Source organism: Rhizobium sp. LARHSG275 (assembly GCF_052871115.1).
In genome coordinates, this window is sequence record NZ_JBIXJN010000009.1 from 220,279 (window position 1) to 239,246 (window position 18,968).

Below are 18,968 nucleotides of genomic sequence, written 5' to 3' on the forward strand. Positions count from 1 at the left end.
AGTTTCAACTGGAATAGTGATTTCATGGCTACGAAGAAAACACAGCAGAACAGCGACCTCTCCCTGGATCTTCCGGGCAGCGAAGCAGATCTCGACCAGGCGATCGACGATCTGCGCGGCGTGCTGAAGCAGGATGCCGATGGCGACCTGTCGCAGTTTGGCGACGACCTGCAGAGCGACCCCTTCGCAGCAGGAACGGACCTGGCGGCCTTTGGCGGCGAGACTTCGGAAACCCCCTTTGGCAGCGACGATTTCGGCGGCGACTTCGGCGGCGATGCCAGCCCGGCTGCCGGCATGGATTTCGGCAGCAGCTCCTCCTTCGAGGCGTCGCCGGCCCCGCTCGGCAGCGCTTTGAACTCCAACTTCGACCTGATCATGGACATTCCGATCGACGTCCAGATCATGCTCGGCACCAGCCGGATGCAGGTCTCCGGCCTGATGAACCTCAATGAAGGGGCGACGATCGCCCTCGACAAGAAGATCGGCGAACCGGTCGAGATCATGGTGAATGGCCGCAGGATTGCCCGCGGCGAGATTACGGTGCTTGATAACGACGACACACGATTCGGTGTGAAACTGATAGAAGTTTTGAGTACGAAAAAAGCCTGATCCCTGTGTGGGACGGAGAGGTTAGACCATGATGGACTTTGACGATTTCGGCGGCGCGCTAGCCGGGAAACCGTTGACCCAGGCTGAAAAGGCAGCGGCTGTTCTTCTCGCTATGGGAAAAGGAGTCGCCGGCCGGCTGTTGAAATATTTCACCCAGGCTGAACTACAGACCATAATCTCTTCCGCCCAATCGCTGCGCGCCATCCCGCCGGACGAACTGCTGTTGCTCGTCTCCGAGTTCGAAGACCTCTTCACCGAGGGCGCCGGACTGATGGATAACGCCAAGGCGATCGAGGCCATTCTGGAAGAAGGCCTGACGCCCGACGAGGTCGACAGCCTGCTCGGCCGCCGCACCGCATTCCAGGCCTACGAAACCTCGATCTGGGATCGCCTCAGCGAGGCGGAGCCGACATTCGTCGCGCAGTTCCTGCTGCGCGAACATCCGCAGACCGTCGCCTATATTCTTTCGATGATGCCCTCCTCCTTCGGCGCCAAGGTGCTGCTGCAGCTTCCCGACAATCGCCGCGCCGACATCATGAACAGAACGGTCAACATGAAGGCGGTCAGCCCGAAGGCTGCGCAGATCATCGAAAACCAGGTCATGACGCTGCTTGCCGAGGTCGAGGCAGAGCGTAATGCAGCCGGCTCGACGAAGGTCGCCGATCTGATGAACGAACTCGACAAGCCGCAGGTCGACACGCTGCTCACCTCGCTCGAATCGATCAGCCGCGAGTCGGTCAACAAGGTTCGCCCGAAGATTTTCCTGTTCGAGGACCTCATGTACATGCCGCAGCGCAGCCGCGTCATGCTGCTCAACGACATCTCGACGGATGTGCTCACCGTCGCTCTGCGCGGGTCGCCGCCCGAGATCCGCGAGTCGGTTCTCTCCGCCATCAGCCCACGCCAGCGCCGCATGATCGAATCGGATCTGCAGAGCGGCATGGGCGGCGTCAATCCGCGCGAGATCGCGATTGCCCGCCGCGCCGTGGCACAGGAAGCGATTCGCCTGGCCAATTCCGGCCAGATCGAGCTCAAGGAAAAGGAAGGCGACGCTTCGGCAGCCGCCTAAAGCGCATCGCGATCTTTAAGATTCGCTCCTCGCGCCTTAGGTCTCTAGTTTACGCATGTCGTTGTCGCACCGCTGCACACCATTGCGCGACATGCTTTGGCTCTTCGAGACTGTTGACAAATCCGGCATGCCGAAAGGCCGCTGTTGATCGCCGTGCCACAGGCGACTACCCTTCCCGCAACAGGCTGCGCTCTAAAGCGCGTCGCATGAAACTCGGTTCGTGCGACGCGCTTTAGGTCTTTGTTTTGATGCATGTCGTCATCCCAAACCGCTGCACGTTTTTGGGCGACATGCATTAGCTGCGGCCTATTTTTTTGACGGAGGCCCGCGACTTGGCAGACGATGACAAGGACAGCAAAACAGAAGCCCCAACCGCGAAAAAGCAAAGCGATGCCGCGGAAAAAGGCAACGTGCCGTCTTCGCGCGAACTTTCGATCTTTGCGACGATCCTCGCTACCTTCATTTACCTCGTATTCTTCCTTCCCGACAGCGTCGGGCGCATGAGTGAAACGCTGCGCGATATCTTCGAACAGCCCGACCAATGGAAGATCGAGACGGGACCGGATGTGCTGGCGCTGTTCGGCCGGCTCGGCTGGGCAAGTGCGGCGCTGGTGGCGCCCGCCTTCATCCTGTTTATGGTGTTCGGCATCGCCTCCTCCGTCTTCCAGAACCTGCCGACACTGGTGCTTGAACGCATCCGCCCGCAGGCCTCGCGTATCTCGCCGATCAAAGGCTGGTCACGGCTGTTCAGCGTGCCCGGCCTGGTCGAATTCGGAAAATCGCTGTTCAAGGTCGTCGTCGTCGGGGTGATCCTGTTCTTTGTGCTCAGGAGCGAATATTTCGGCTCGATCGACGCGATGTTCTCCGATCCGCAGACGATTCTCGTGCGAATAATGGCAGCGATGCGCAAGATCATCATCGTCATGCTGATCGCCACCGCGATCGTGGCCATCGCCGATCTTTTCTGGACGCGCCATCACTGGTTCACCGAGTTGAAGATGACGCGGCACGAAATAAAGGAAGAAAACAAGCAGGCGCAGGGCGACCCCTTCGTCAAGAGCCGGCAGCGCTCGCTGATGCGCGACCGCGCGCGCCGGCGCATGATCGCCAACGTGCACCGGGCGACGCTGGTGATTGCAAACCCGACGCACTTTGCGGTGGCGCTGCGTTACGCGCGTGAAGAGAACGATGCGCCAGTGGTGCTGGCCAAGGGTCAGGACCTGATCGCGCTCAAAATCAGGGAGATTGCCGAGCAGAACGGCATACCGGTGTTCGAGGATCCGCCGCTTGCGCGCTCCATGTTTGCGCAAGTCTCGATCGATAGTGTCATCCCGTCAGTCTTCTATAAGGCGGTTGCGGAGCTGATCCACCGGGTCTACGCCGCGGACGCCAAGAACAAACGGGTCAGATAAGCCGAATGAAAAAATGTCCCCACTCTACCCAGCGTGAAAAGATCCTCGCAGACGCCATCAGCCCGGTCGCCACTGAACTGCGCCTTCTGGATGCTTCTGACCTTATTTCACTGCTGCGCTTCGAGTATTACGGCAATCTTTCCGATCTCATCGCTTCGGCGGCGGAGCTTTTCTTTCATCCGGGCACCGTGAATTTCGGCCTGGGCGGCAATTATACGCTGGAGTGGGGCGGCAAGCCCGAAGTCGTTCTCGACCTGGAAATCAAGCCGCGCGGCGTCACCGTCTACGCGCAGCTCACCCTTGCCGAAGATCACGCCGGCATCGAGATCAATCATATCGCTTTCCAGAATCCCTCGGCCGATCCCGACGAGAACACCATCTTCCTCAAAAAGAGCCTTCGGGAAGCGCGTTACAGCGTCAACCAGCCGCCTCAGGCGCTGGCCGGCTAACCTCTTTCACGACAACAAAGCTTTCATTCGCCTTGCAATTCAAAGCGTTACAGCGTCCTAAAGCACATCGCGATTTTTCAGATTCGCTTGTCGCGCTTTAGAGCATTTCCGTTTTTCTCCGAATCCCGGAAATGCTCTACCTCTTTGTTTTCACGCAATTCCGGACGCAAAACCACTACGCACTTTTGCTGGAATTGCTCTAGGTCTTTGTTTTACGCCTGTCGTTATCGCAAAGCCGCTGCACACTTTTGCGCGATATGCTCTCGCGGGTCTGAAGGACGCGCGACGCTGTAAGCGATGGCACGCGTTCAGCTGATATAGCCGAGCCGGATCGCCTTGGCGATCGCCTGGATGCGATTGACGGAATCGAGCTTGATGGTCGCCGAGCCGAGATAGGCGTTCACGGTGTGCACGGACAGGCCAAGCTTGTCGGCAATCTCTTCGCTGATGCGGCCGTCGCCGGCAAGCTGCAGACAGGCGATCTCGCGTTCGCTGAGCGCCTCGGCAGCAGCCGTGCGGCGTTCGTCGAGCGAGAGAAGATCCATCATGATATGGCAGCAGCGACCGTGCAGCTCGACGATGGTATCGCTCGAGGGATCGAGCTCATCACCAGTGAAAAGGATGAAGCCATTGCCGACGGCGCCGAGCCGCACCGGAAAGGCAAGGCCGGAGAAAGGCAGAATACCGTCCTGCAGCCGCGTCATGAACGGCGAGAAGTCCGCCGGTCCGGGTGCCGCGCGGTCATAACCGCCGGCCCATGAGAGCGGCAGCAGCGACTTGTCGATATGGTCGAGAAGAATATCGCCGTAAGCATCCGTGAAGGCCTTGTTGAAACCGGCATTGGAAGGCCCCCAGTTCTCGAGCTCGCAGACAAGGCGCTGCTTTGCCGGCAGACCCGAGCCGCTGACGCGGAAGATTGCGAACCCTTGCGCATCGGTGAGCTTCTGCATCGCAATCAGCCGCGGAAAAAGATCGGACCGACTGGAAATCCTGTTCACACGCACCATGCGCAGCTGCTCAGCACTGCTCATGGTCCTGCCTGCTGGATACGCCATAGATCCCCCTATACGAGATTATTGCGGACGGCGAAGGCAATGGCCTCGGACCGGGTCTTGGTCGCCGTCTTGCGCATCACGCTGGTGATGTAGTTGTTGATGGTATTGCGAGAGATTCCGAGGATCATCGCGATCTCGTCGCTGGTCTTGCCCTCGGCGATCCAGAACAGGCATTCCAGCTCGCGGTCGGTCAATTCGAAATCGCGATCGACCTTCGTACCACCGCAGCGCAGGAAGCTCGCGACATAACCTGCAAGCAGGCCTACATCCCGCAGGCGCTCCGGCGAAAGGATGAACCCCTCGCCGAACAGGAACATCAGAGCCAGCCGCGACCGGCCGACATTGAAGGTCACCGAACAATATTGGCGGCTAGCGCCGTCCGGAATCTCGGCACTGTCAGGCAGGAGGGCAAAATTCGGCTGGAAAACTTGCATGCATTTTTCCAACTCGGTCGAGCGGGCATAACCGCGGACCAGATCATTGGCGATGTCCCTGACCAGGTCGAAGGGCCAGTCCGACGAGACGATGAAATCGAGGCCACTTTCCTGGAGGAGATCGCAGCGCGCCAGAAGGTAGTGCGAAGCACCCACGTAATCCGTCAGTGCGCGCAAACCAGACTGCAACCTACCGGTGCTAGCGACACCGTGAAGGCGCTGGAGCAGCTCATCACGTGGCAGCAGATCCGGCACCACTGCACTCGCGAAATTCGCCATATGCCTCTCGCCTTTGCTCGCCTGAATTACATTCATATCCATTGGCAATGTCCTGCGGCTGAGAAACGATCGAACTCGGTGCAACAGCAATTTTTCTGTAGGGGATTCAACTCAAGTCCCACTCGAATCCCATTTCGAATCACCCAAGGGTAAGCCAGTCGATGCAAATCACCATCTCCGACTTCTAGGGATTTACTTTCGCAGTCGCCAATGCACTGATTCGACCATTCATTCCAGCCTTCAAGATAGAGGGAGGCTAAGGTGATTCTGGCGGAACCGCAACTTGCTTCGCGTTTTACGCGAGTCGATCTCATCGTGTCGCCCTACAGGCGCATTTCAACGCGGTCGGTTATACGGCCCTGTTCAAATTCCGGACCCTGATTGCCATGCCCGAGTTTCTCGCATCCCAGTCACGGCTTTTCAGCAAACAGTGGTTGGGGAAACAAGCTTCGGTACCGACATAAAAAAAGGCCGGTTGCCCGGCCTTTGTTTTACGCTGCCTCGTCGATCGCCCATTTCCTGAGGATTTTCGCGGCGCGTTCCTCGTTGATCTCGACCATCCGGGAAAGCTTGCGTTCCGGGCCTTCCTTGACGCGCCGATTGAAGTTTCCGTCGTCGTCGCCGAGGCTGAGCAGGTCCTCGGTACTGTCGAAGCCGAAATCGGACCCGAAGCCGTCCATGAGAGCGCCCCCGGCTGCTCCCGATGCCGGCGCGAAGTCCGGAAGTTCGAGGCCGGCCGCATCCGGCGTGGCGTCGCCGAAAGCCGTAGAGCTGCCGTTGCCGCTGACGCTACGCACCAGAGGCCGCAGGCCCATCCAGACGACCACGAAGGCGACCACGACAAAGGCGAGCGAGTTGATGATGCCGGCAAGGTTGCGGCTCAGCATGTCCATGACGCGGACACCACCGGTGGCGTCTTCGAGCAGCTGGTTCTCGAGGAAGTCCATGGCCGTGACGGTGACGACGTCGCCGCGCTTGGCGTCGATGCCGGCCGCCGAGGCGACGATCTTCTGCATTTCGGCAAGATAGGCGTCGACCTTGGTCTGGTCGGCGGGTTCTCCGACCATCTTGGCGATGCGGCCCTTGTTGACCACGACAGCGATCGAAAGCTTCTCGACCTTATAGCTGTTGCGGGTCGTCGCCGTTGTCCTGCTGTTGATTTCGTAGTTGGTCTGCTCTTCGCGCTTGTCGGATTTGTCCTGCGATTCGGGCCCGGCGGAACCGCCCGCCGCAGGGGCCGCCTGCGGAATGTTCTGCTCGACCGTCGTCGCGCTATCGGACTGCTTCTGCTGCGACTGCTGGGCTTCCTTCGTCGAGCGAACCGAGCGTTCGACCTTGGATTCGGGATCGTAGGTCGTTTCCTGGATCTGCTGGGCGTCGGTGTTGAGATCGGCGGTGACGCTGGAGCGGAAGTTGTCCATGCCGAGGAAGGGTGCCAGCGCCTTGTCGATGTTGGATTCGACTTCCTGCTGAACGTTCTGAACGATGTTGAGCGAGCGATTCAGCGAGCTGTTGCTCGCCTCGTCGCCGGAAGCGAGCAGCTGGCCGGCGGAATCGAGAATGGTCACGTCATCGACGTCAAGCCCCGGCACGGCCGAGGCGACGAGGTGGCGGATCGAGGTCGCTGCGCTGCGTCCAGTTGTGGCGGTGGCGCGAATCATGACGGAGGCAGTCGGTTTCTGCTCCGCCTTCCGAAAGTTTCCGACCTCCGGCATGACGATATGGACGCGTGCAGCCGTTATACCCGAGATCGACTGGATGGTGCGGGCGATTTCGCCTTCCAGAGCGCGAACCCGCGTCACCTCCTGCATGAAGGACGTCAGGCCGAGGGAGCCGACATTGTCGAAGAGTTCGTAACCGGCGTTGGCGCTGTTCGGCAGGCCGCGCTCGGCAAGCATCAGGCGGGCCTTGCCCGTCATCCCCGCGGGGACGCTGATGCTGGAGCCGTCCGTGCCGACCTGGAAATCGACGTTGGCTTCGGCAAGCGCCATGCTGATCTGGTTGAGATCCGGCGAGTCCAGACCGACGTAGAGCGTTTCCTGTGCCGGCTTGTTGACGAAAAGGGCGGCCGCAAGGACGATTGCGATGGAGACGGCACCGACGCCTCCGAGAATCATCAGGCGTGTTCGGCCAAGGGAACCGAAGTTCTTAAAGATCTGAACTAATTGATTTAACAGATTCATTCTGTTCTCGCACAATCCGTCAAAGACAAAGCAGGCTTATTGCCTCATCTGACGAATAGTCGGCGAAACTTGTGCGAGCGTTTCGTGAAGCGGGTGCGGTCCGAAAAGACCCTAGAAGAAATCGAAGTCGCCGGCTGCCTTGCTTAATGGCTGGGAGTGGCCGTGGCGCGTAGCGCCGCCCAATGCCTTCTGCATCTCGGCCAGCTTGACGAGGCTGAGCGCGGTCGCGACGTCGACTGCCCAGCCGTGCGGGATTTCGCCGGTGATGGTGTCGATGAATTCGGCAAGGCCGCGCGATTTCTGCACGGCCAGATCGATGCCCTGCATGACCTTCATGGCATCCGGCGAGTTTAGGATTTCGGCGCCGCCGAGGTCGAGAAGCTGCGGCTCGATACGCTCGATGAGATAGGCGACATCGTGCAGTTCGGACACGATGCGCATCAGGATGTCGCTCAGCGCTTCGACAGGCGCAGGCGGCTCCATCATCTGGGTAAATGTCATATGAAAATCCTCGCCATCAAAAAAATTCGATACTGGTTTCGACGGGCTTCTGCGGAGCGGCGGGGCGCTGCTCGAGAGCGACGGTTCTCTGCGTTTCGGCACCGGTCAGGGGGTATTGCCGGGCACGACCGGAGACCGGCCAATATTCAAGCTTGCGTCCATGCTCTCCGCCTGTGGAGGAGCCGACCACCGGAATGCCTTCATCCCTCAGGAACTGCACGGCGAAGGCCGCGTTCTGCTCACCGACATTGGAGAATGTCGAGATCGTCTTCGCGCCGCCGAAGATCTTTGCCTCCAGTCGATCACGCCGGGCGCCCTGCTTCAGGAGACCGTTAATCAGCAGTTCCATCAGATGCACGCCGTACCGCGTGGCATCGCCACCTGTTGTCGGCGACGTCGCCGAACCGGGCAGCAAAAAGTGGTTCATGCCGCCGACACCGGCGACAGGATCTCTGAGGCACGCAGCCACGCACGAACCGAGAATGGTCGAGAGGACCGCATTCGGATCGTTCAGGACCTTGTACTCGCCCTGAATGATGTGCACGCGGCGGGCTGCCCCCTCAGTGATCATTTCAGGGCTCCAAACACGGCTTCGATGGCCGCTTTCATCTTCTCGATCGTGAACGGCTTGGCGAGCACGTTGTTGGCGCCGAGCTGGGCCGCCTTCTGCACCAGTGCGCGGTCGCCCTGGGCGGTGAGGATGATGAAGGCCGCCTTCTTGGTGTTCGGGTTGGTGCGCACGGCCTGAAGGAAGCCGATGCCATCCATCTTCGGCATGTTGAAGTCCGAGATCACCAGGTGGTGCGGCTGCTCGGCCATGATCTTCATGCCCTGCTCGCCGTCGCCGGCCGACGTGATCTGCTTGAAACCGAGCTGGGTCAGCGCATCGCTGAGCAGCAACCGGCTCGTTACCTGATCATCGACGATCAGAACTTTGATTTTCTCCGCGATCGACATTTATTCGGTCCCTTCCTTTCGGGCGGCTGTCATTTTCAATATTTCTTCACCGATGGCAGACAGCGGAAGCTGCTGCTCAACGGCGCCAAGTTCGTGAGCAACCCTTGGCATTCCGTAAACGACACAGGTTTTTTCGTTCTGGCCGAGCGTTCTGGCGCCTGCGTGGCGCATTTTCAACAATCCGGCGGCGCCATCGCGGCCCATGCCGGTCAAGATCACGCCGACGGCGTTGCGGCCCGCCAGTTCCGCGACCGAATCGAAAAGTACGTCCACCGAGGGGCGGTGACCGTTGACCGGCGCACGGTCGATGAGACGGCAGCACGGCGCCGAGGCACCGCTGACCTGCAGATGACGCTCTCCACCGGGTGCCAGATAGATCTTGCCGATTTCGAGACGGGCACCATCGGTCGCTTCCTGCACCACCGGCGCACAGAGGCGGTTCAGCCGTTCGGCGAAGCTTTTGGTGAAGGTCGGCGGCATATGCTGGGTGATGACGGTCGGCGGGCAATTCGCCGGGAATTTCTGCAGCACGGCAATCAGCGCCTCGACGCCGCCGGTCGACGAGCCGATCGCGACGATCTTGCGGCCGACGCGGAAATCGGCGACCGAGGGCGGTGGCACAGCGGCAACAGGCTGGGAATACTGGCGTTGCGTGCGCGCGGCGGCTTTGACCTTCTCGGCGAGGTCGCCGAAGGGCCTGGTTTCGCCCGGAGCCGGCTTGCCGACGCAGTCGAACGCGCCGATCTCCAGCGCCGCAAGCGTCGCCTCGGCGCCGCGATGGGTCATTGTGGATACCATGATCACCGGCATCGGACGCAGCGTCATGATCTTTTCGAGAAAATCGAGACCGTTCATGTTCGGCATCTCGATGTCGAGCGTCAGGACGTCGGGGTTCAGCCGCTTGATTGCCTCGCGCGCCTCCAACGCGTCGCCGGCCTGGCCGATGACGTTGACCTCAGGGTCGGAACTCAGCACAGCGGTGATCAGTCCCCGCATCGTCGGGGAGTCGTCAACAACGAGAACCCTTGCCGGAGCGCTCATGCCTTCCTCCCGAGACCTTTGGCCGTATAGCGATAGGTCGTGATGCCGATATTGTCGAAGACGTGTTTTGCCTCACCCGAAACACGCTCCGAATGGCCGATATAGAGGTGGCCGCCTTCCGGCAGCAGGCCGGCGAAACGCTGCCAGATCTTCGTCTGCGTCGGCTCGTCGAAATAGATGACGACGTTGCGGCAGAAGATGACGTCGAACTTGCCCTTGAACGGCCATTGCGCCATCAGGTTCAACTCGTTGTAGGTGATCAGCCGCTTTACGCGGTCGTCGACCTGAAACTTCCTGCGGCCCTGAACCTCGACTTCGCTGAACCATTGCTTGCGCATGGCCGGCGAAACGGTTTCGAGCGCGCTCTCGTCATAGGCGCCGGCCCGGGCGATCGCGAGGATCTTCGGGTCGATGTCGGTTGCCAGGATCTTGAAGTCGTAGTCCGCGACATTCGGCATCAGCGACAGCACCGTCAGCGCGATCGAATAGGGCTCCTGCCCATCGGAGGAGGCGGCCGACCAGATGCGCACTCTGCCGCCCGATCTCGCCCGCTGCAGAAGTTCCGGCAGGACATGGTCGCGCAGGTGGTCGAAATGGTGGTTCTCGCGGAAGAAGCGGGTAAAATTGGTGGTCAGGTGCGAAAGCATCTCGCGGCGCGGTGCGGCGCCGGCCGGCGAAGCGACGAGGTCGCAATATTCCCGGAAGCCGGACAGACCGAGATTGCGGATATGCTTCGACAGGCGCGAATAGACGAGCGACGCCTTCGTCTCATTGAGGAAGATGCCGGCATCCGAATAGATCATTGCGGCGATCTCGGTGAGGTCGCGGCGCGTCAGCGGATATTCTCCGCTCGCCAGGACCTCGTCGGATCCCTGTCTCTGATCTTTTGCGCCCATTACACTCATGCGGCTTCGCTTTCGGTCTCTGAAAAGAGGGTTTCGAGTTCGATCAGGCAAATCATGCGCTTCTCGATCGCGAGAACGCCGCGGGCAAATTGACGCTCGAGCTCGGAGGAGATTTCGGGCGTCGGCTGGATGGTTTCGTCGGTCACCGTCAGGATATCGGAAACGGCGTCGACCAGCAGGCCGACGACCTTACGCCAGACCTGGGCGACGATGATGACATGACGGGCTGTGGGATCAGCCGGCTTCATGCCGAGCCGGGCCGCAAGATCGATGATCGGCAGCACCGCGCCGCGCAGGTTGATGACACCCAGCATATAGCCAGGCGAATGCGGCATCGCGGTCGCCGGGGTCCAGCCGCGGATTTCGCGAACCGACATGATGTTCACGCAAAATTCCTGATCCCCGATGCGGAACGCGATCAGCTCGCGATCCCCCTCGTTCAGATTTTTTACCGTGTACGACATTCGCTTATCCCACCGCTGCTAGCGACATTTCCGCTTTGAGCGACTGGCCGCGCGAGGCGCCGACAACCGCGTCGACATCGAGGATGAGAGCGACGCGACCGTCACCGAGAATGGTGGCGGCGGCAATGCCCGGCACATGGGTGTAGTTCGCTTCCAGGCTCTTGATGACCACCTGGCGCTGACCCTGAATGGCATCGACCATCAGAGCCCGCTGGCCGCCGCCTTCGGATTCCACCAGAAGCGCCACGCCCTCGACTGGATTGGCCTGGGTGGCGCGGAAATTCAAGATGCGGCCGACATCGACCAGCGGGCAAAAGCTGTTGCGGATCGAGATCAGCCGGTGGTTCGCACCGAAGGAGTGGATCGCGGCAGCTTCCGGCTGCAGGGTTTCGACGATTGCCGTCAGCGGCACGACCAGCGTCTGGCCGGCGACGGTGACCACCATGCCGTCGAGGACGGCGAGCGTCAGCGGCAGGCTCATGGTGAAGACCGAGCCGTGACCCGGTTTCGAGGTGATGTTGATGCGGCCGCCGAGCGCCTGGATCGAACGCTTGACGACGTCCATGCCGACGCCGCGGCCGGAAATGTCGGAGATCTTGTCGGCCGTCGAGAAGCCCGGCAGGAAGATCAGGTTGTCGATTTCCTCGTCGGACAGATTGGAATCGGCCGGGATGAGGTCGTTGTCGATTGCCTTCTGGCGGACCTTCTCGCGGTTGATGCCGGCGCCGTCGTCGGCAAGCTCGATCAGGATGCGTCCCGAACGATGCTTGGCGGTGAGGCGGACCGTGCCTTCCGTGTTTTTGCCGGCGGCTGCACGCTTTTCAGGCGTTTCGATGCCGTGGTCGACGGCGTTGCGGATCATGTGGGTCAGCGGCTCGGCCAGCTTGTCGATGACCGTCTTGTCGACTTCGGTGTTTTCACCTTCGGTGATCAGGCGGATCGACTTGCCGGTCATGTCGGCGATTTCGCGGACGATACGCGACATGCGCTGGAAGACCGGCTTTACCGGCTGCGCGCGGATCGCCATGACCGAGTCCTGGATCTCGCGGGTGAGCTGCTGCAGCTCCTCGAGGCCCATATTGATCGAGGAGGTGCCGGTCGTGTCGTTCTCGATGACGCTCTGCGACAGCATCGCCTGGTTGATGACCAATTCGCCGACGAGGTTGATCAGGCGGTCGACACGGTCGAGATCGACGCGGATCGTCTGGCCGGCACCGGCGGCATTGTTCTGGGCGGCAGCACTTGCAGCGGCCGCTGCGGCGGCTGCCGATTCCTTCTTCTCGACGCGGGCGGCGACCATCTGCGTGACGTTGGAGGCAGTCTCGGCGGCGGCAACTGCTGCAGCCGTTTCCTCGGCCCGCGGGTCTGAGGGGGAAACCTCTTCCATTGCGCCCGTTTCATCCAGGATCGACAGATCGAAGGGAACCGGCACCATCGGCAGTTCGTCGTTGCTGGTCGCGTCGGCCCTTGCTTCTGCGACCGGCTTCACGGTCAGTTCGCAATCCCACTCGGCGAATTCGAAGACGGTGCGAATGGCGTCCTCGCCCTTGTCCGTCTTGATCGTGACGTTCCAGAAGAAATAAGCGCCTTCCGGATCGAGTTCTTCGAGCCCCGGCAGGTCATCCGTATTGCAATAGATCGTCATTTCACCGAGGCGCGAGAGATCGCGCAGCAGCAGGGTGGCGTCATTGCCCTTGGAATAGAGTTCGTAGCGCGGCTTGAAGATGACTTCATAGGCCGGCATGCCGCCCGCATCACCCTCGCCGCCAAAATCGTCGAAGGAAAAGGGGACTGGCTGGAAGCCGCTGTCGTCCGTCGGCTTGGGGGTCGGCGCCGGAGAGGCCTTTGCGGCGGCCTTCGGCGCAGGCGCCTCGGCTGAGGCCGAGGGAGACGGGATTTCACCGTTGGCCAATGCCTCGAGCTCCCTGACGAGGCCGCGGCTGCGGCTTTCATCGACGCTGCCGCCGTCGCGCGCGACGTTCGTCAGGTCGGCGAGCACGTCGGCCGACTTCAGCATCACCTTCAGGACATCCTGGTTCGGCTCAAGCTTGTTGGATCGAACGCAATCGAGAGTGGTCTCGAAGACATGGGCGAAGGCTACCAGATCGTCAAGGCCGAAGGCGCCGGCGCCGCCCTTGATCGAATGCACGGCACGGAACACCGCATTGACGGTTTCCGGATCGCGATCGCCATCATTCATTTTCAGAAGACCGGATTCCAACTCGGCGAGCTGTTCCTCGCACTCCTGGAAAAAGATCTCTTTGATTTCGTTCATATCCATAGGAGCAAATCCTGGGTTTAAGCGGTTACACGCTCAATGGCATCGATCAGCTTGGCCGGGTCGAAAGGCTTGACGATCCAGCCGGTGGCACCGGCCTGGCGGGCGCGGTTCTTCTTTTCCGCGTCGCTTTCGGTGGTCAGAACCAGGATCGGGATCGCCCGATATTTCTCGTTGCGGCGGACACCTTCGATGAAGCCGAAACCGTCGAGGCGCGGCATGTTGATGTCGGTCACGATGACGTCAGGGTTGGACTCTTCGAGGATCTCGAGGCCCTCGATGCCGTCTTCTGCCTGGATGGTCTCGAAGCCGGCATTGTTCAGCGTCACGAGAAGCATGTTTCGGATGGTGCGGGAATCATCCACGGTCAGCACTTTTTTCTTCATTGCCGAATCTCCTTGGCAAGCAGGTGGTCAATATTGACGCCCACCAACTGCATGGTTTTCTGAAATGCGTCGGACACCTTGGTGAAGGTGAACGGCTGCTTGTCCTGTTCCCAGGTCTTCTCGGCGGACATCAGAACCTGGGCGCAAAGAGCACCGATCCGTTCAACGCCGGAAGCGTCTATCGAAAGACCGCTACCCCTGAGAGAGAGGAGCTTATCGCGCAAGGCGGAAGCCTCGTTGAGGTCGAGCACCGCTGTCAAATCCAGCGTCTTGCCACTCTTCTTTGCTGCCATCAGCTTTTCCTTGTCCCCTTATCCCCGGCCCGAGAAGACGAGCTGAGGCGATCATCCGATAGGTTAGTAAACATTCCGCCCACGTCCGACGCTTGCGAAGGGCTGCGGAAGGCTAAAATCGTCATTTTCGTATCCGTCCTCGGCCAGTGCCGGACGAGCGGCGACCTCGATGGCCCGCGGCGGCGTGACGCGAACCGGCGCAGGGCGCCCGACAGCGGCGTTTTCCCGGGCGATGCGGAATTCGCGAATCGTCTGGCCGAGTTCGAGAATGACGGCGTGGAGGTGGTCGGCGCCTTCAGCCGAGCGCTCCGCAAGGCCGGCACTATCGGCCACCTCGCCACCCAGGCCCTTGACGTCGGCTGTTACGCTGTCGAGGCTTGCGGCATGTTCGCCGGTTCGGGTGGCGATGCCTGATATGGCGGCGTTGATGTCGGTGACTTGACGTACGATGCTGCCGATCGAATCCTGTGTGCGGCCGACCATCTGCACGCCGGCATCGACCTGCGCCTTGGTCGTCGTCACCAGCGTCTTGATCTCGCGGGCGGCTTCGGCCGAGCGCTGGGCAAGGGCGCGGACTTCCTGGGCGACGACGGCAAAACCGCGGCCGGAATCGCCGGCGCGAGCAGCTTCGATGCCGGCATTCAGCGCCAGGAGATTGGTCTGGAAGGCGATCTCGTCGATCGCACCGATGATCTGGCCGATCTTTTCGGCCGACTGCTCGATATCGGCCATGGCGCTGATCGCGCGGCCGACGACCTCGCCGCTTTCCTCGACGACAGCGCGCGTCGTGGCGGCCGCTTGTTGGGCAGCGCGGCTGTCGGCGGCGCCATCGCGGACGCTACCGGCGATGCCGGCAAGGGCCGCGGCGGAAAGCTGCAGCCGCTCGGCCTGGCCGGAAGCCGTGCCGGCAAACTGCCGTGACAGACCGGCAAGCGCGCCCGTCGCCGCTTCGGCCTTGACCGTGCGCTCGGTAATGGCGGTGAACTCGGCCTGGAGGCCGTCCAACGCGCCGTTCAGCGCGGCGGCGATCCCGCCATAGGCGCCATCGCCGTCGACAGGCGCGCGTCGCGTCAGGTCGCGTGCGGACAGGCCTTCGATGACGTCGCCGAATATCCGGGCGATCTCGGCTTCGTTGTCGGCGCGCTGATCGGCGAGCGCGCGCTGCTCCCCGGCACGCAGCGCATTGAAGCGAAGCGAGACGGCAATTTCCACATCGACCATGACGATACGGATGATCGCTGTCATCAGATCGGAGATCTCACGGGTGCGGCGTTTGGCCGACGGCAGCAGTGGACGGCCGGCAATCTGCTCGGCGAGGCCGGAAACGACATGCTCCAGCATGACGCCATGGCCGGCCACGTGCCAGCGCGGGTCAAGACTCATCTTGCTTTCGGTATCGGAGAGAACCTTGACGCGCTCGGCATAGAGGCTGTCGAACCGTGCATCCGTCAGCACGTCCCAATGCGATGACTGCAGATCGTGCAGCCGCTCGACCTGGCGATCGCTCTCGAAATTGCGCGAGGCGTCGGGGAATGACTGGAACCTGTGGAAGAGATCCCTGAGGCCTGCCTTCAGATGCGCTTCGAGGGCTGGCCGGTTGCGGCGCACCAACTCGCACTGTTCGGCATCGAGACCGGCAAAGCGCAGGCGGTCGCGCAAGCTGCCTGCCTGCGCGCCACGAGCCTGATCTGATGGCATGTCCTGCCTCAACGCCTGTCCCCAACCACTTTCCGGGCGAAGGCCCGGCCAAAAACTTGCGCAGCATCCGTTGAACGCGAAGCGTGGAGACGGTCCTCACCACCGGTTACAACCGGCGGATCGAACCCCCTGATCAGCTATGTTTCGGAGCTGTCTGAAGAGATGGATACCGGATCAACCGGTACGGCGGGACGGCGTCATGCCTGGTGGGAACGAGTGCATCTTCCCATTCCGACGTGTAAACCAATGTTTATGGTTAATTCCTTGCCTGAAGGTTAATAAGCCTTTCGCGGTGCGGGCTTTTGAAGCAATTCAACGCCGTTCACAGCAAATACTGCTGCGGAGTTGCACGGCTGCTACAAGGCACACGCAAGCTCCGTGTTATATGCCGGTCGATAACCAAGACATGACGTCGACAAGGACTGAGCAATGATTGTTCTCGGATTGGGTTCCTGCTTGATTGCAATGACGCTGCTTGCCGCCGTCGCCCGTCTCGATTTTCTCGCTGCAAATCGCGATCTCCGCGCACTTCGGGTGTTCTGAAGCGCGTCGCGATCTTTCAGATACGCTCTTCGCGCGTTGGATTTTTACTTTTACGCATGTCGCTACCGCAGCTGCACAGTTTTGCGCGCCATGCTTTAAACTGATCTCCGCCCTTCCCCGTTGGCAGTCCGGCACCTTTGGTGTATCGCACTCGCGCCTTTCATGTCAGCGGAACTATCGGTTCATGTCCCCCAGATCTGGTCTCCTCATCGTTCTTGGCTTCACGCTCTGGCGCGTGGTCACGCTCAATTTCGATGCGACGGACCTTTTCGTCGACGAGGCGCAGTACTGGTTCTGGTCGCAGAATCTCGATCTCGGCTACTATTCCAAGCCGCCGATGATTGCCTGGGTGATCCGGGCGATGACCGAGCTTTCCGGCTCCAACGCCATCTATTGGATCAGGCTGCTCGGACCGCTGATCCACATGGCGGCCGCACTGGTGCTGATGAAGACGGCAAAACGTTTCGTCGGGCCGGAGATCGAAGGCTGGACGGGCGCCACCTACATCACGCTTCCGGGCGTGGCGCTTTCTTCGGTGTTCTTCTCGACCGACGTGATCCTGCTGTTTTTTATCGCGATCGCTTTGCTTGCCTATTTCGGCTTAACGCAGCGACGCTCAGTCGGGCTGGCGCTCGTCATGGGCCTTAGCGTCGGCCTCGCCTTCCTGACCAAATATGCCGTGCTGTTCGTCGTTCCGGGCGGCGCGCTTGCCCTCCTCCTCATTCCGGCGGCGCGCATCGCCATCCGGGATTTCATCATCGCGGTCGCGGTCGCGGCGGTCGTCGCCTTGCCGAACCTCTGGTGGAACCTGCAGCACGACAATACTACGGTGCGGCATACGCAGGACATCGCCCATTGGAGCGAACTCGGCATCAACTTGCGTCGCGGGCTTGAATTTTTCTCCGCCCAATTCGGCGTCGTTGGGCCGATCATCTTCTTTGCGACGCTCTGGGCGGTCTATCGCATGATCAAGGGTAGGAGCGACGATCGCGAGAAGATACTGGTCTGGCTGTCGATACCGGTGGTGGTGCTGATCACGCTGCAGGCAACGGTCGCCAAGGCCTATGCCAACTGGGCCGTGACTGCCTATGTCGCAGGGACCATCCTTGCCGTCTGGCTGCTTTACCGGATGTGGCCGAAGGGGCTCAGGCTGTCGCTGGCCATCAACGGCATCGCCAGCCTGCTCTTTCCGCTGGCGACGATCTTTCCGCATCAGTTGCTGCTACCGAACGGCGACGCGCTGATGAAGCGCTATCTCGGCCGTGCCGAAGTCAGCCGCGAGGCGGCCGCTCTCGCAGCTCAGGCCGGCACCGACATCATCGTCACCGACAATCGCGACATGGTCGCCGACCTCTTTTATACGCTCCGAGATCAATCCTACCGGATCTATGCGCGGGCGCCCGCAGGCCTTCCGGAGAGCTATTACGAGCAGGAATTCGCTCTGCCGGCCGACACCACCGGCAAGGTGCTTTTCCTGACGGACGGACCCTTCTCCTGCGCCACCGAGACGCCCGAGGTGCTGAAGAACTGGCAGCCGACGGAAGGCAACTATAAGGGCAAGGCGCTTTCCGCCTACAAGGTCTCTGCCGCCTGCCTGGCGTCCGAGCCGGTTCAGCCTGCCCGATGACAGAGCTGCCACGTCTTTTCGAGAGGCGCAGCGGGCACTGTAGCCCTTTGAATTATGCACGCGCCGCGCGGCAGAGAGCAGGAGTGAGAATTGTTTCCCTTGCGCCTTGACCCATGATTTCAAGCCTCCTCGTCGCCCGCGCCCATTCCGCCGCCGACGTCGACGAGATGACGCACTATGGCGCCGATACCGTCATCATGGGCGAGCGTGAAATCGCGCTGGGCATGGTTGACCGGCTCGCCCAAGTGCATCATGAGAGTGTGCCCTATGAAGACGGGCATGGGCCTGATACAATTATGCCGACGGATGACCCTCCGCCGGGAAGAGAATGAGAGATTGGCGCGCTTTTGAGCCGATACGGGAGTGACATCGCCGGGACGGAGAGGATGGAGCTGGACCAGCGCCGTCTGACGAGCCGTATCGCCGCTTCCCTTCTCGTCGCTGTCCTTGCCTATCTCGGCCTGCTTTTCGGCGGCAATCTGGTGATCTCGCCGGCCGCCGCCGCCATTACGCTTTCCTCTTCCGATCGGGATTTGCAGCCGCCGCAACTGACTGCGCGCGATACCGTGCGCGGGCTGCTTGCCACTGAACGCAAGCTTGCACCGAAGCAGGCGGCGCATGACGCCGGACCGCTTGCCCTTGCCGCCGCCCCGGTTGTCGATTTTTCCGGCTGGACCACGGCCGCGCCTTTTCCGGCATTTGAAGCTTCGCTTCATGCCGCAGTCTCCAGGACCCATCAGCCGCGCGCACCGCCGGTCGCTACCTGACGCTCGCGCCGATCGGCG

The 18,968-nt window shown here is 61.0% G+C and carries 19 protein-coding genes and 1 pseudogene; 7 read left to right on the forward strand and 13 right to left on the reverse strand.

Going from position 1 to position 18,968, the window contains the following annotated elements:
• Window positions 1-24: 24 nt before the first annotated feature.
• From fliN to ACIPSK_RS14565, 4 genes are all read left to right on the forward strand, one after another.
• Window positions 25-609: a flagellar motor switch protein FliN gene (gene fliN, locus ACIPSK_RS14550; protein WP_017967020.1), complete on the forward strand. Its 585-nt coding sequence runs from the start codon at window positions 25-27 to the stop codon at window positions 607-609.
• A 28-nt stretch (window positions 610-637) separates the two neighbouring features.
• On the forward strand, window positions 638-1,678 hold the full coding sequence (fliG, locus tag ACIPSK_RS14555; RefSeq protein ID WP_003556501.1) for a flagellar motor switch protein FliG: 1,041 nt from the start codon (window positions 638-640) through the stop codon (window positions 1,676-1,678).
• 332 nt (window positions 1,679-2,010) lie between these two features.
• Complete coding sequence (gene flhB / locus ACIPSK_RS14560) at window positions 2,011-3,090, forward strand: flagellar biosynthesis protein FlhB (protein WP_026154437.1); 1,080 nt, start codon at window positions 2,011-2,013, stop codon at window positions 3,088-3,090.
• Between the two features lie 5 nt (window positions 3,091-3,095).
• Window positions 3,096-3,539, forward strand: coding sequence for a hypothetical protein (locus ACIPSK_RS14565; RefSeq protein ID WP_162117827.1), 444 nt, complete (start codon window positions 3,096-3,098; stop codon window positions 3,537-3,539).
• 308 nt (window positions 3,540-3,847) lie between these two features.
• Here the strand turns inward: ACIPSK_RS14565 and visR are convergent, their stop codons facing one another.
• The 13 genes from visR to ACIPSK_RS14630 all read right to left on the reverse strand — a co-directional run bounded on the left by visR (window position 3,848) and on the right by ACIPSK_RS14630 (window position 16,013).
• On the reverse strand, window positions 3,848-4,594 hold the full coding sequence (gene visR / locus ACIPSK_RS14570; protein ID WP_162117828.1) for a transcriptional regulator VisR: 747 nt from the start codon (window positions 4,592-4,594) through the stop codon (window positions 3,848-3,850).
• A gap of 8 nt (window positions 4,595-4,602) precedes the next feature.
• Window positions 4,603-5,349: a transcriptional regulator VisN gene (gene visN, locus ACIPSK_RS14575; protein WP_026154436.1), complete on the reverse strand. Its 747-nt coding sequence runs from the start codon at window positions 5,347-5,349 to the stop codon at window positions 4,603-4,605.
• A gap of 449 nt (window positions 5,350-5,798) precedes the next feature.
• A complete protein-coding gene (gene fliF / locus ACIPSK_RS14580) occupies window positions 5,799-7,490 on the reverse strand; it encodes a flagellar basal-body MS-ring/collar protein FliF (RefSeq protein ID WP_162117829.1) in 1,692 nt (563 codons plus the stop codon).
• Window positions 7,491-7,601: 111 nt separating this feature from the next.
• Window positions 7,602-7,991: a chemotaxis protein CheT gene (gene cheT, locus ACIPSK_RS14585; protein ID WP_017958978.1), complete on the reverse strand. Its 390-nt coding sequence runs from the start codon at window positions 7,989-7,991 to the stop codon at window positions 7,602-7,604.
• Between the two features lie 16 nt (window positions 7,992-8,007).
• Complete coding sequence (cheD, locus tag ACIPSK_RS14590; RefSeq protein ID WP_017967014.1) at window positions 8,008-8,562, reverse strand: chemoreceptor glutamine deamidase CheD; 555 nt, start codon at window positions 8,560-8,562, stop codon at window positions 8,008-8,010.
• On the reverse strand, window positions 8,559-8,948 hold the full coding sequence (locus tag ACIPSK_RS14595; RefSeq protein ID WP_003556488.1) for a response regulator: 390 nt from the start codon (window positions 8,946-8,948) through the stop codon (window positions 8,559-8,561). Before ACIPSK_RS14595 ends, cheD begins: the two co-directional genes overlap by 4 nt.
• Entirely contained in the window at window positions 8,949-9,989 is a 1,041-nt protein-coding gene (cheB, locus tag ACIPSK_RS14600; protein ID WP_017967013.1) for a protein-glutamate O-methylesterase CheB, read from the reverse strand. It lies immediately after the preceding gene.
• Window positions 9,986-10,894 carry a protein-glutamate O-methyltransferase CheR gene (gene cheR, locus ACIPSK_RS14605; RefSeq protein WP_162117830.1) on the reverse strand — a complete coding sequence of 303 codons (909 nt, stop codon included), beginning with the start codon at window positions 10,892-10,894 and terminating at the stop codon, window positions 9,986-9,988. The genes cheB and cheR overlap by 4 nt, the downstream gene beginning before the upstream one ends.
• Complete coding sequence (locus ACIPSK_RS14610; protein WP_162117831.1) at window positions 10,891-11,358, reverse strand: chemotaxis protein CheW; 468 nt, start codon at window positions 11,356-11,358, stop codon at window positions 10,891-10,893. Before ACIPSK_RS14610 ends, cheR begins: the two co-directional genes overlap by 4 nt.
• Before the next feature lie 4 nt (window positions 11,359-11,362).
• Entirely contained in the window at window positions 11,363-13,639 is a 2,277-nt protein-coding gene (locus tag ACIPSK_RS14615; protein ID WP_162117832.1) for a chemotaxis protein CheA, read from the reverse strand.
• A gap of 17 nt (window positions 13,640-13,656) precedes the next feature.
• Window positions 13,657-14,022, reverse strand: a complete 366-nt coding sequence (gene cheY1 / locus ACIPSK_RS14620) for a chemotaxis response regulator CheY1 (protein WP_017958972.1) — start codon at window positions 14,020-14,022, stop codon at window positions 13,657-13,659.
• Window positions 14,019-14,315 carry an STAS domain-containing protein gene (locus ACIPSK_RS14625; protein WP_017967009.1) on the reverse strand — a complete coding sequence of 99 codons (297 nt, stop codon included), beginning with the start codon at window positions 14,313-14,315 and terminating at the stop codon, window positions 14,019-14,021. The genes cheY1 and ACIPSK_RS14625 overlap by 4 nt, the downstream gene beginning before the upstream one ends.
• Window positions 14,316-14,378: 63 nt before the next feature.
• Window positions 14,379-16,013 (reverse strand): globin-coupled sensor protein, encoded by a 1,635-nt coding sequence (locus ACIPSK_RS14630; protein ID WP_162117833.1) that lies wholly within the window; start codon window positions 16,011-16,013, stop codon window positions 14,379-14,381.
• Between the two features lie 727 nt (window positions 16,014-16,740).
• Between ACIPSK_RS14630 and ACIPSK_RS14635 the strand changes: the two genes are divergently transcribed.
• The 3 genes and pseudogenes from ACIPSK_RS14635 to ACIPSK_RS14645 all read left to right on the forward strand — a co-directional run bounded on the left by ACIPSK_RS14635 (window position 16,741) and on the right by ACIPSK_RS14645 (window position 18,950).
• Complete coding sequence (locus tag ACIPSK_RS14635) at window positions 16,741-18,183, forward strand: ArnT family glycosyltransferase (protein ID WP_162117834.1); 1,443 nt, start codon at window positions 16,741-16,743, stop codon at window positions 18,181-18,183.
• A gap of 119 nt (window positions 18,184-18,302) precedes the next feature.
• A pseudogene (locus ACIPSK_RS14640) lies at window positions 18,303-18,515 on the forward strand (sodium:proton antiporter); the annotation flags it as partial.
• Between the two features lie 54 nt (window positions 18,516-18,569).
• Entirely contained in the window at window positions 18,570-18,950 is a 381-nt protein-coding gene (locus ACIPSK_RS14645) for a hypothetical protein (protein WP_446532942.1), read from the forward strand.
• Window positions 18,951-18,968 lie beyond the last annotated feature (18 nt).

Bases quoted from the DNA above. Each gene is read 5' to 3' on its own strand.
- fliN (WP_017967020.1), top strand. From the start codon at position 25: ATGGCTACGAAGAAAACACAGCAGAACAGCGACCTCTCCCTGGATCTT.
- fliG (WP_003556501.1), top strand. From the start codon at position 638: ATGATGGACTTTGACGATTTCGGCGGCGCGCTAGCCGGGAAACCGTTG.
- ACIPSK_RS14565 (WP_162117827.1), top strand. From the start codon at position 3,096: ATGAAAAAATGTCCCCACTCTACCCAGCGTGAAAAGATCCTCGCAGAC.
- visR (WP_162117828.1), bottom strand. From the start codon at position 4,594: ATGGCGTATCCAGCAGGCAGGACCATGAGCAGTGCTGAGCAGCTGCGC.
- visN (WP_026154436.1), bottom strand. From the start codon at position 5,349: ATGGATATGAATGTAATTCAGGCGAGCAAAGGCGAGAGGCATATGGCG.
- fliF (WP_162117829.1), bottom strand. From the start codon at position 7,490: ATGAATCTGTTAAATCAATTAGTTCAGATCTTTAAGAACTTCGGTTCC.
- cheT (WP_017958978.1), bottom strand. From the start codon at position 7,991: ATGACATTTACCCAGATGATGGAGCCGCCTGCGCCTGTCGAAGCGCTG.
- cheD (WP_017967014.1), bottom strand. From the start codon at position 8,562: ATGATCACTGAGGGGGCAGCCCGCCGCGTGCACATCATTCAGGGCGAG.
- ACIPSK_RS14595 (WP_003556488.1), bottom strand. From the start codon at position 8,948: ATGTCGATCGCGGAGAAAATCAAAGTTCTGATCGTCGATGATCAGGTA.
- cheB (WP_017967013.1), bottom strand. From the start codon at position 9,989: ATGAGCGCTCCGGCAAGGGTTCTCGTTGTTGACGACTCCCCGACGATG.
- cheR (WP_162117830.1), bottom strand. From the start codon at position 10,894: ATGAGTGTAATGGGCGCAAAAGATCAGAGACAGGGATCCGACGAGGTC.
- ACIPSK_RS14610 (WP_162117831.1), bottom strand. From the start codon at position 11,358: ATGTCGTACACGGTAAAAAATCTGAACGAGGGGGATCGCGAGCTGATC.
- ACIPSK_RS14615 (WP_162117832.1), bottom strand. From the start codon at position 13,639: ATGGATATGAACGAAATCAAAGAGATCTTTTTCCAGGAGTGCGAGGAA.
- cheY1 (WP_017958972.1), bottom strand. From the start codon at position 14,022: ATGAAGAAAAAAGTGCTGACCGTGGATGATTCCCGCACCATCCGAAAC.
- ACIPSK_RS14625 (WP_017967009.1), bottom strand. From the start codon at position 14,315: ATGGCAGCAAAGAAGAGTGGCAAGACGCTGGATTTGACAGCGGTGCTC.
- ACIPSK_RS14630 (WP_162117833.1), bottom strand. From the start codon at position 16,013: ATGCCATCAGATCAGGCTCGTGGCGCGCAGGCAGGCAGCTTGCGCGAC.
- ACIPSK_RS14635 (WP_162117834.1), top strand. From the start codon at position 16,741: ATGTCCCCCAGATCTGGTCTCCTCATCGTTCTTGGCTTCACGCTCTGG.
- ACIPSK_RS14645 (WP_446532942.1), top strand. From the start codon at position 18,570: ATGGAGCTGGACCAGCGCCGTCTGACGAGCCGTATCGCCGCTTCCCTT.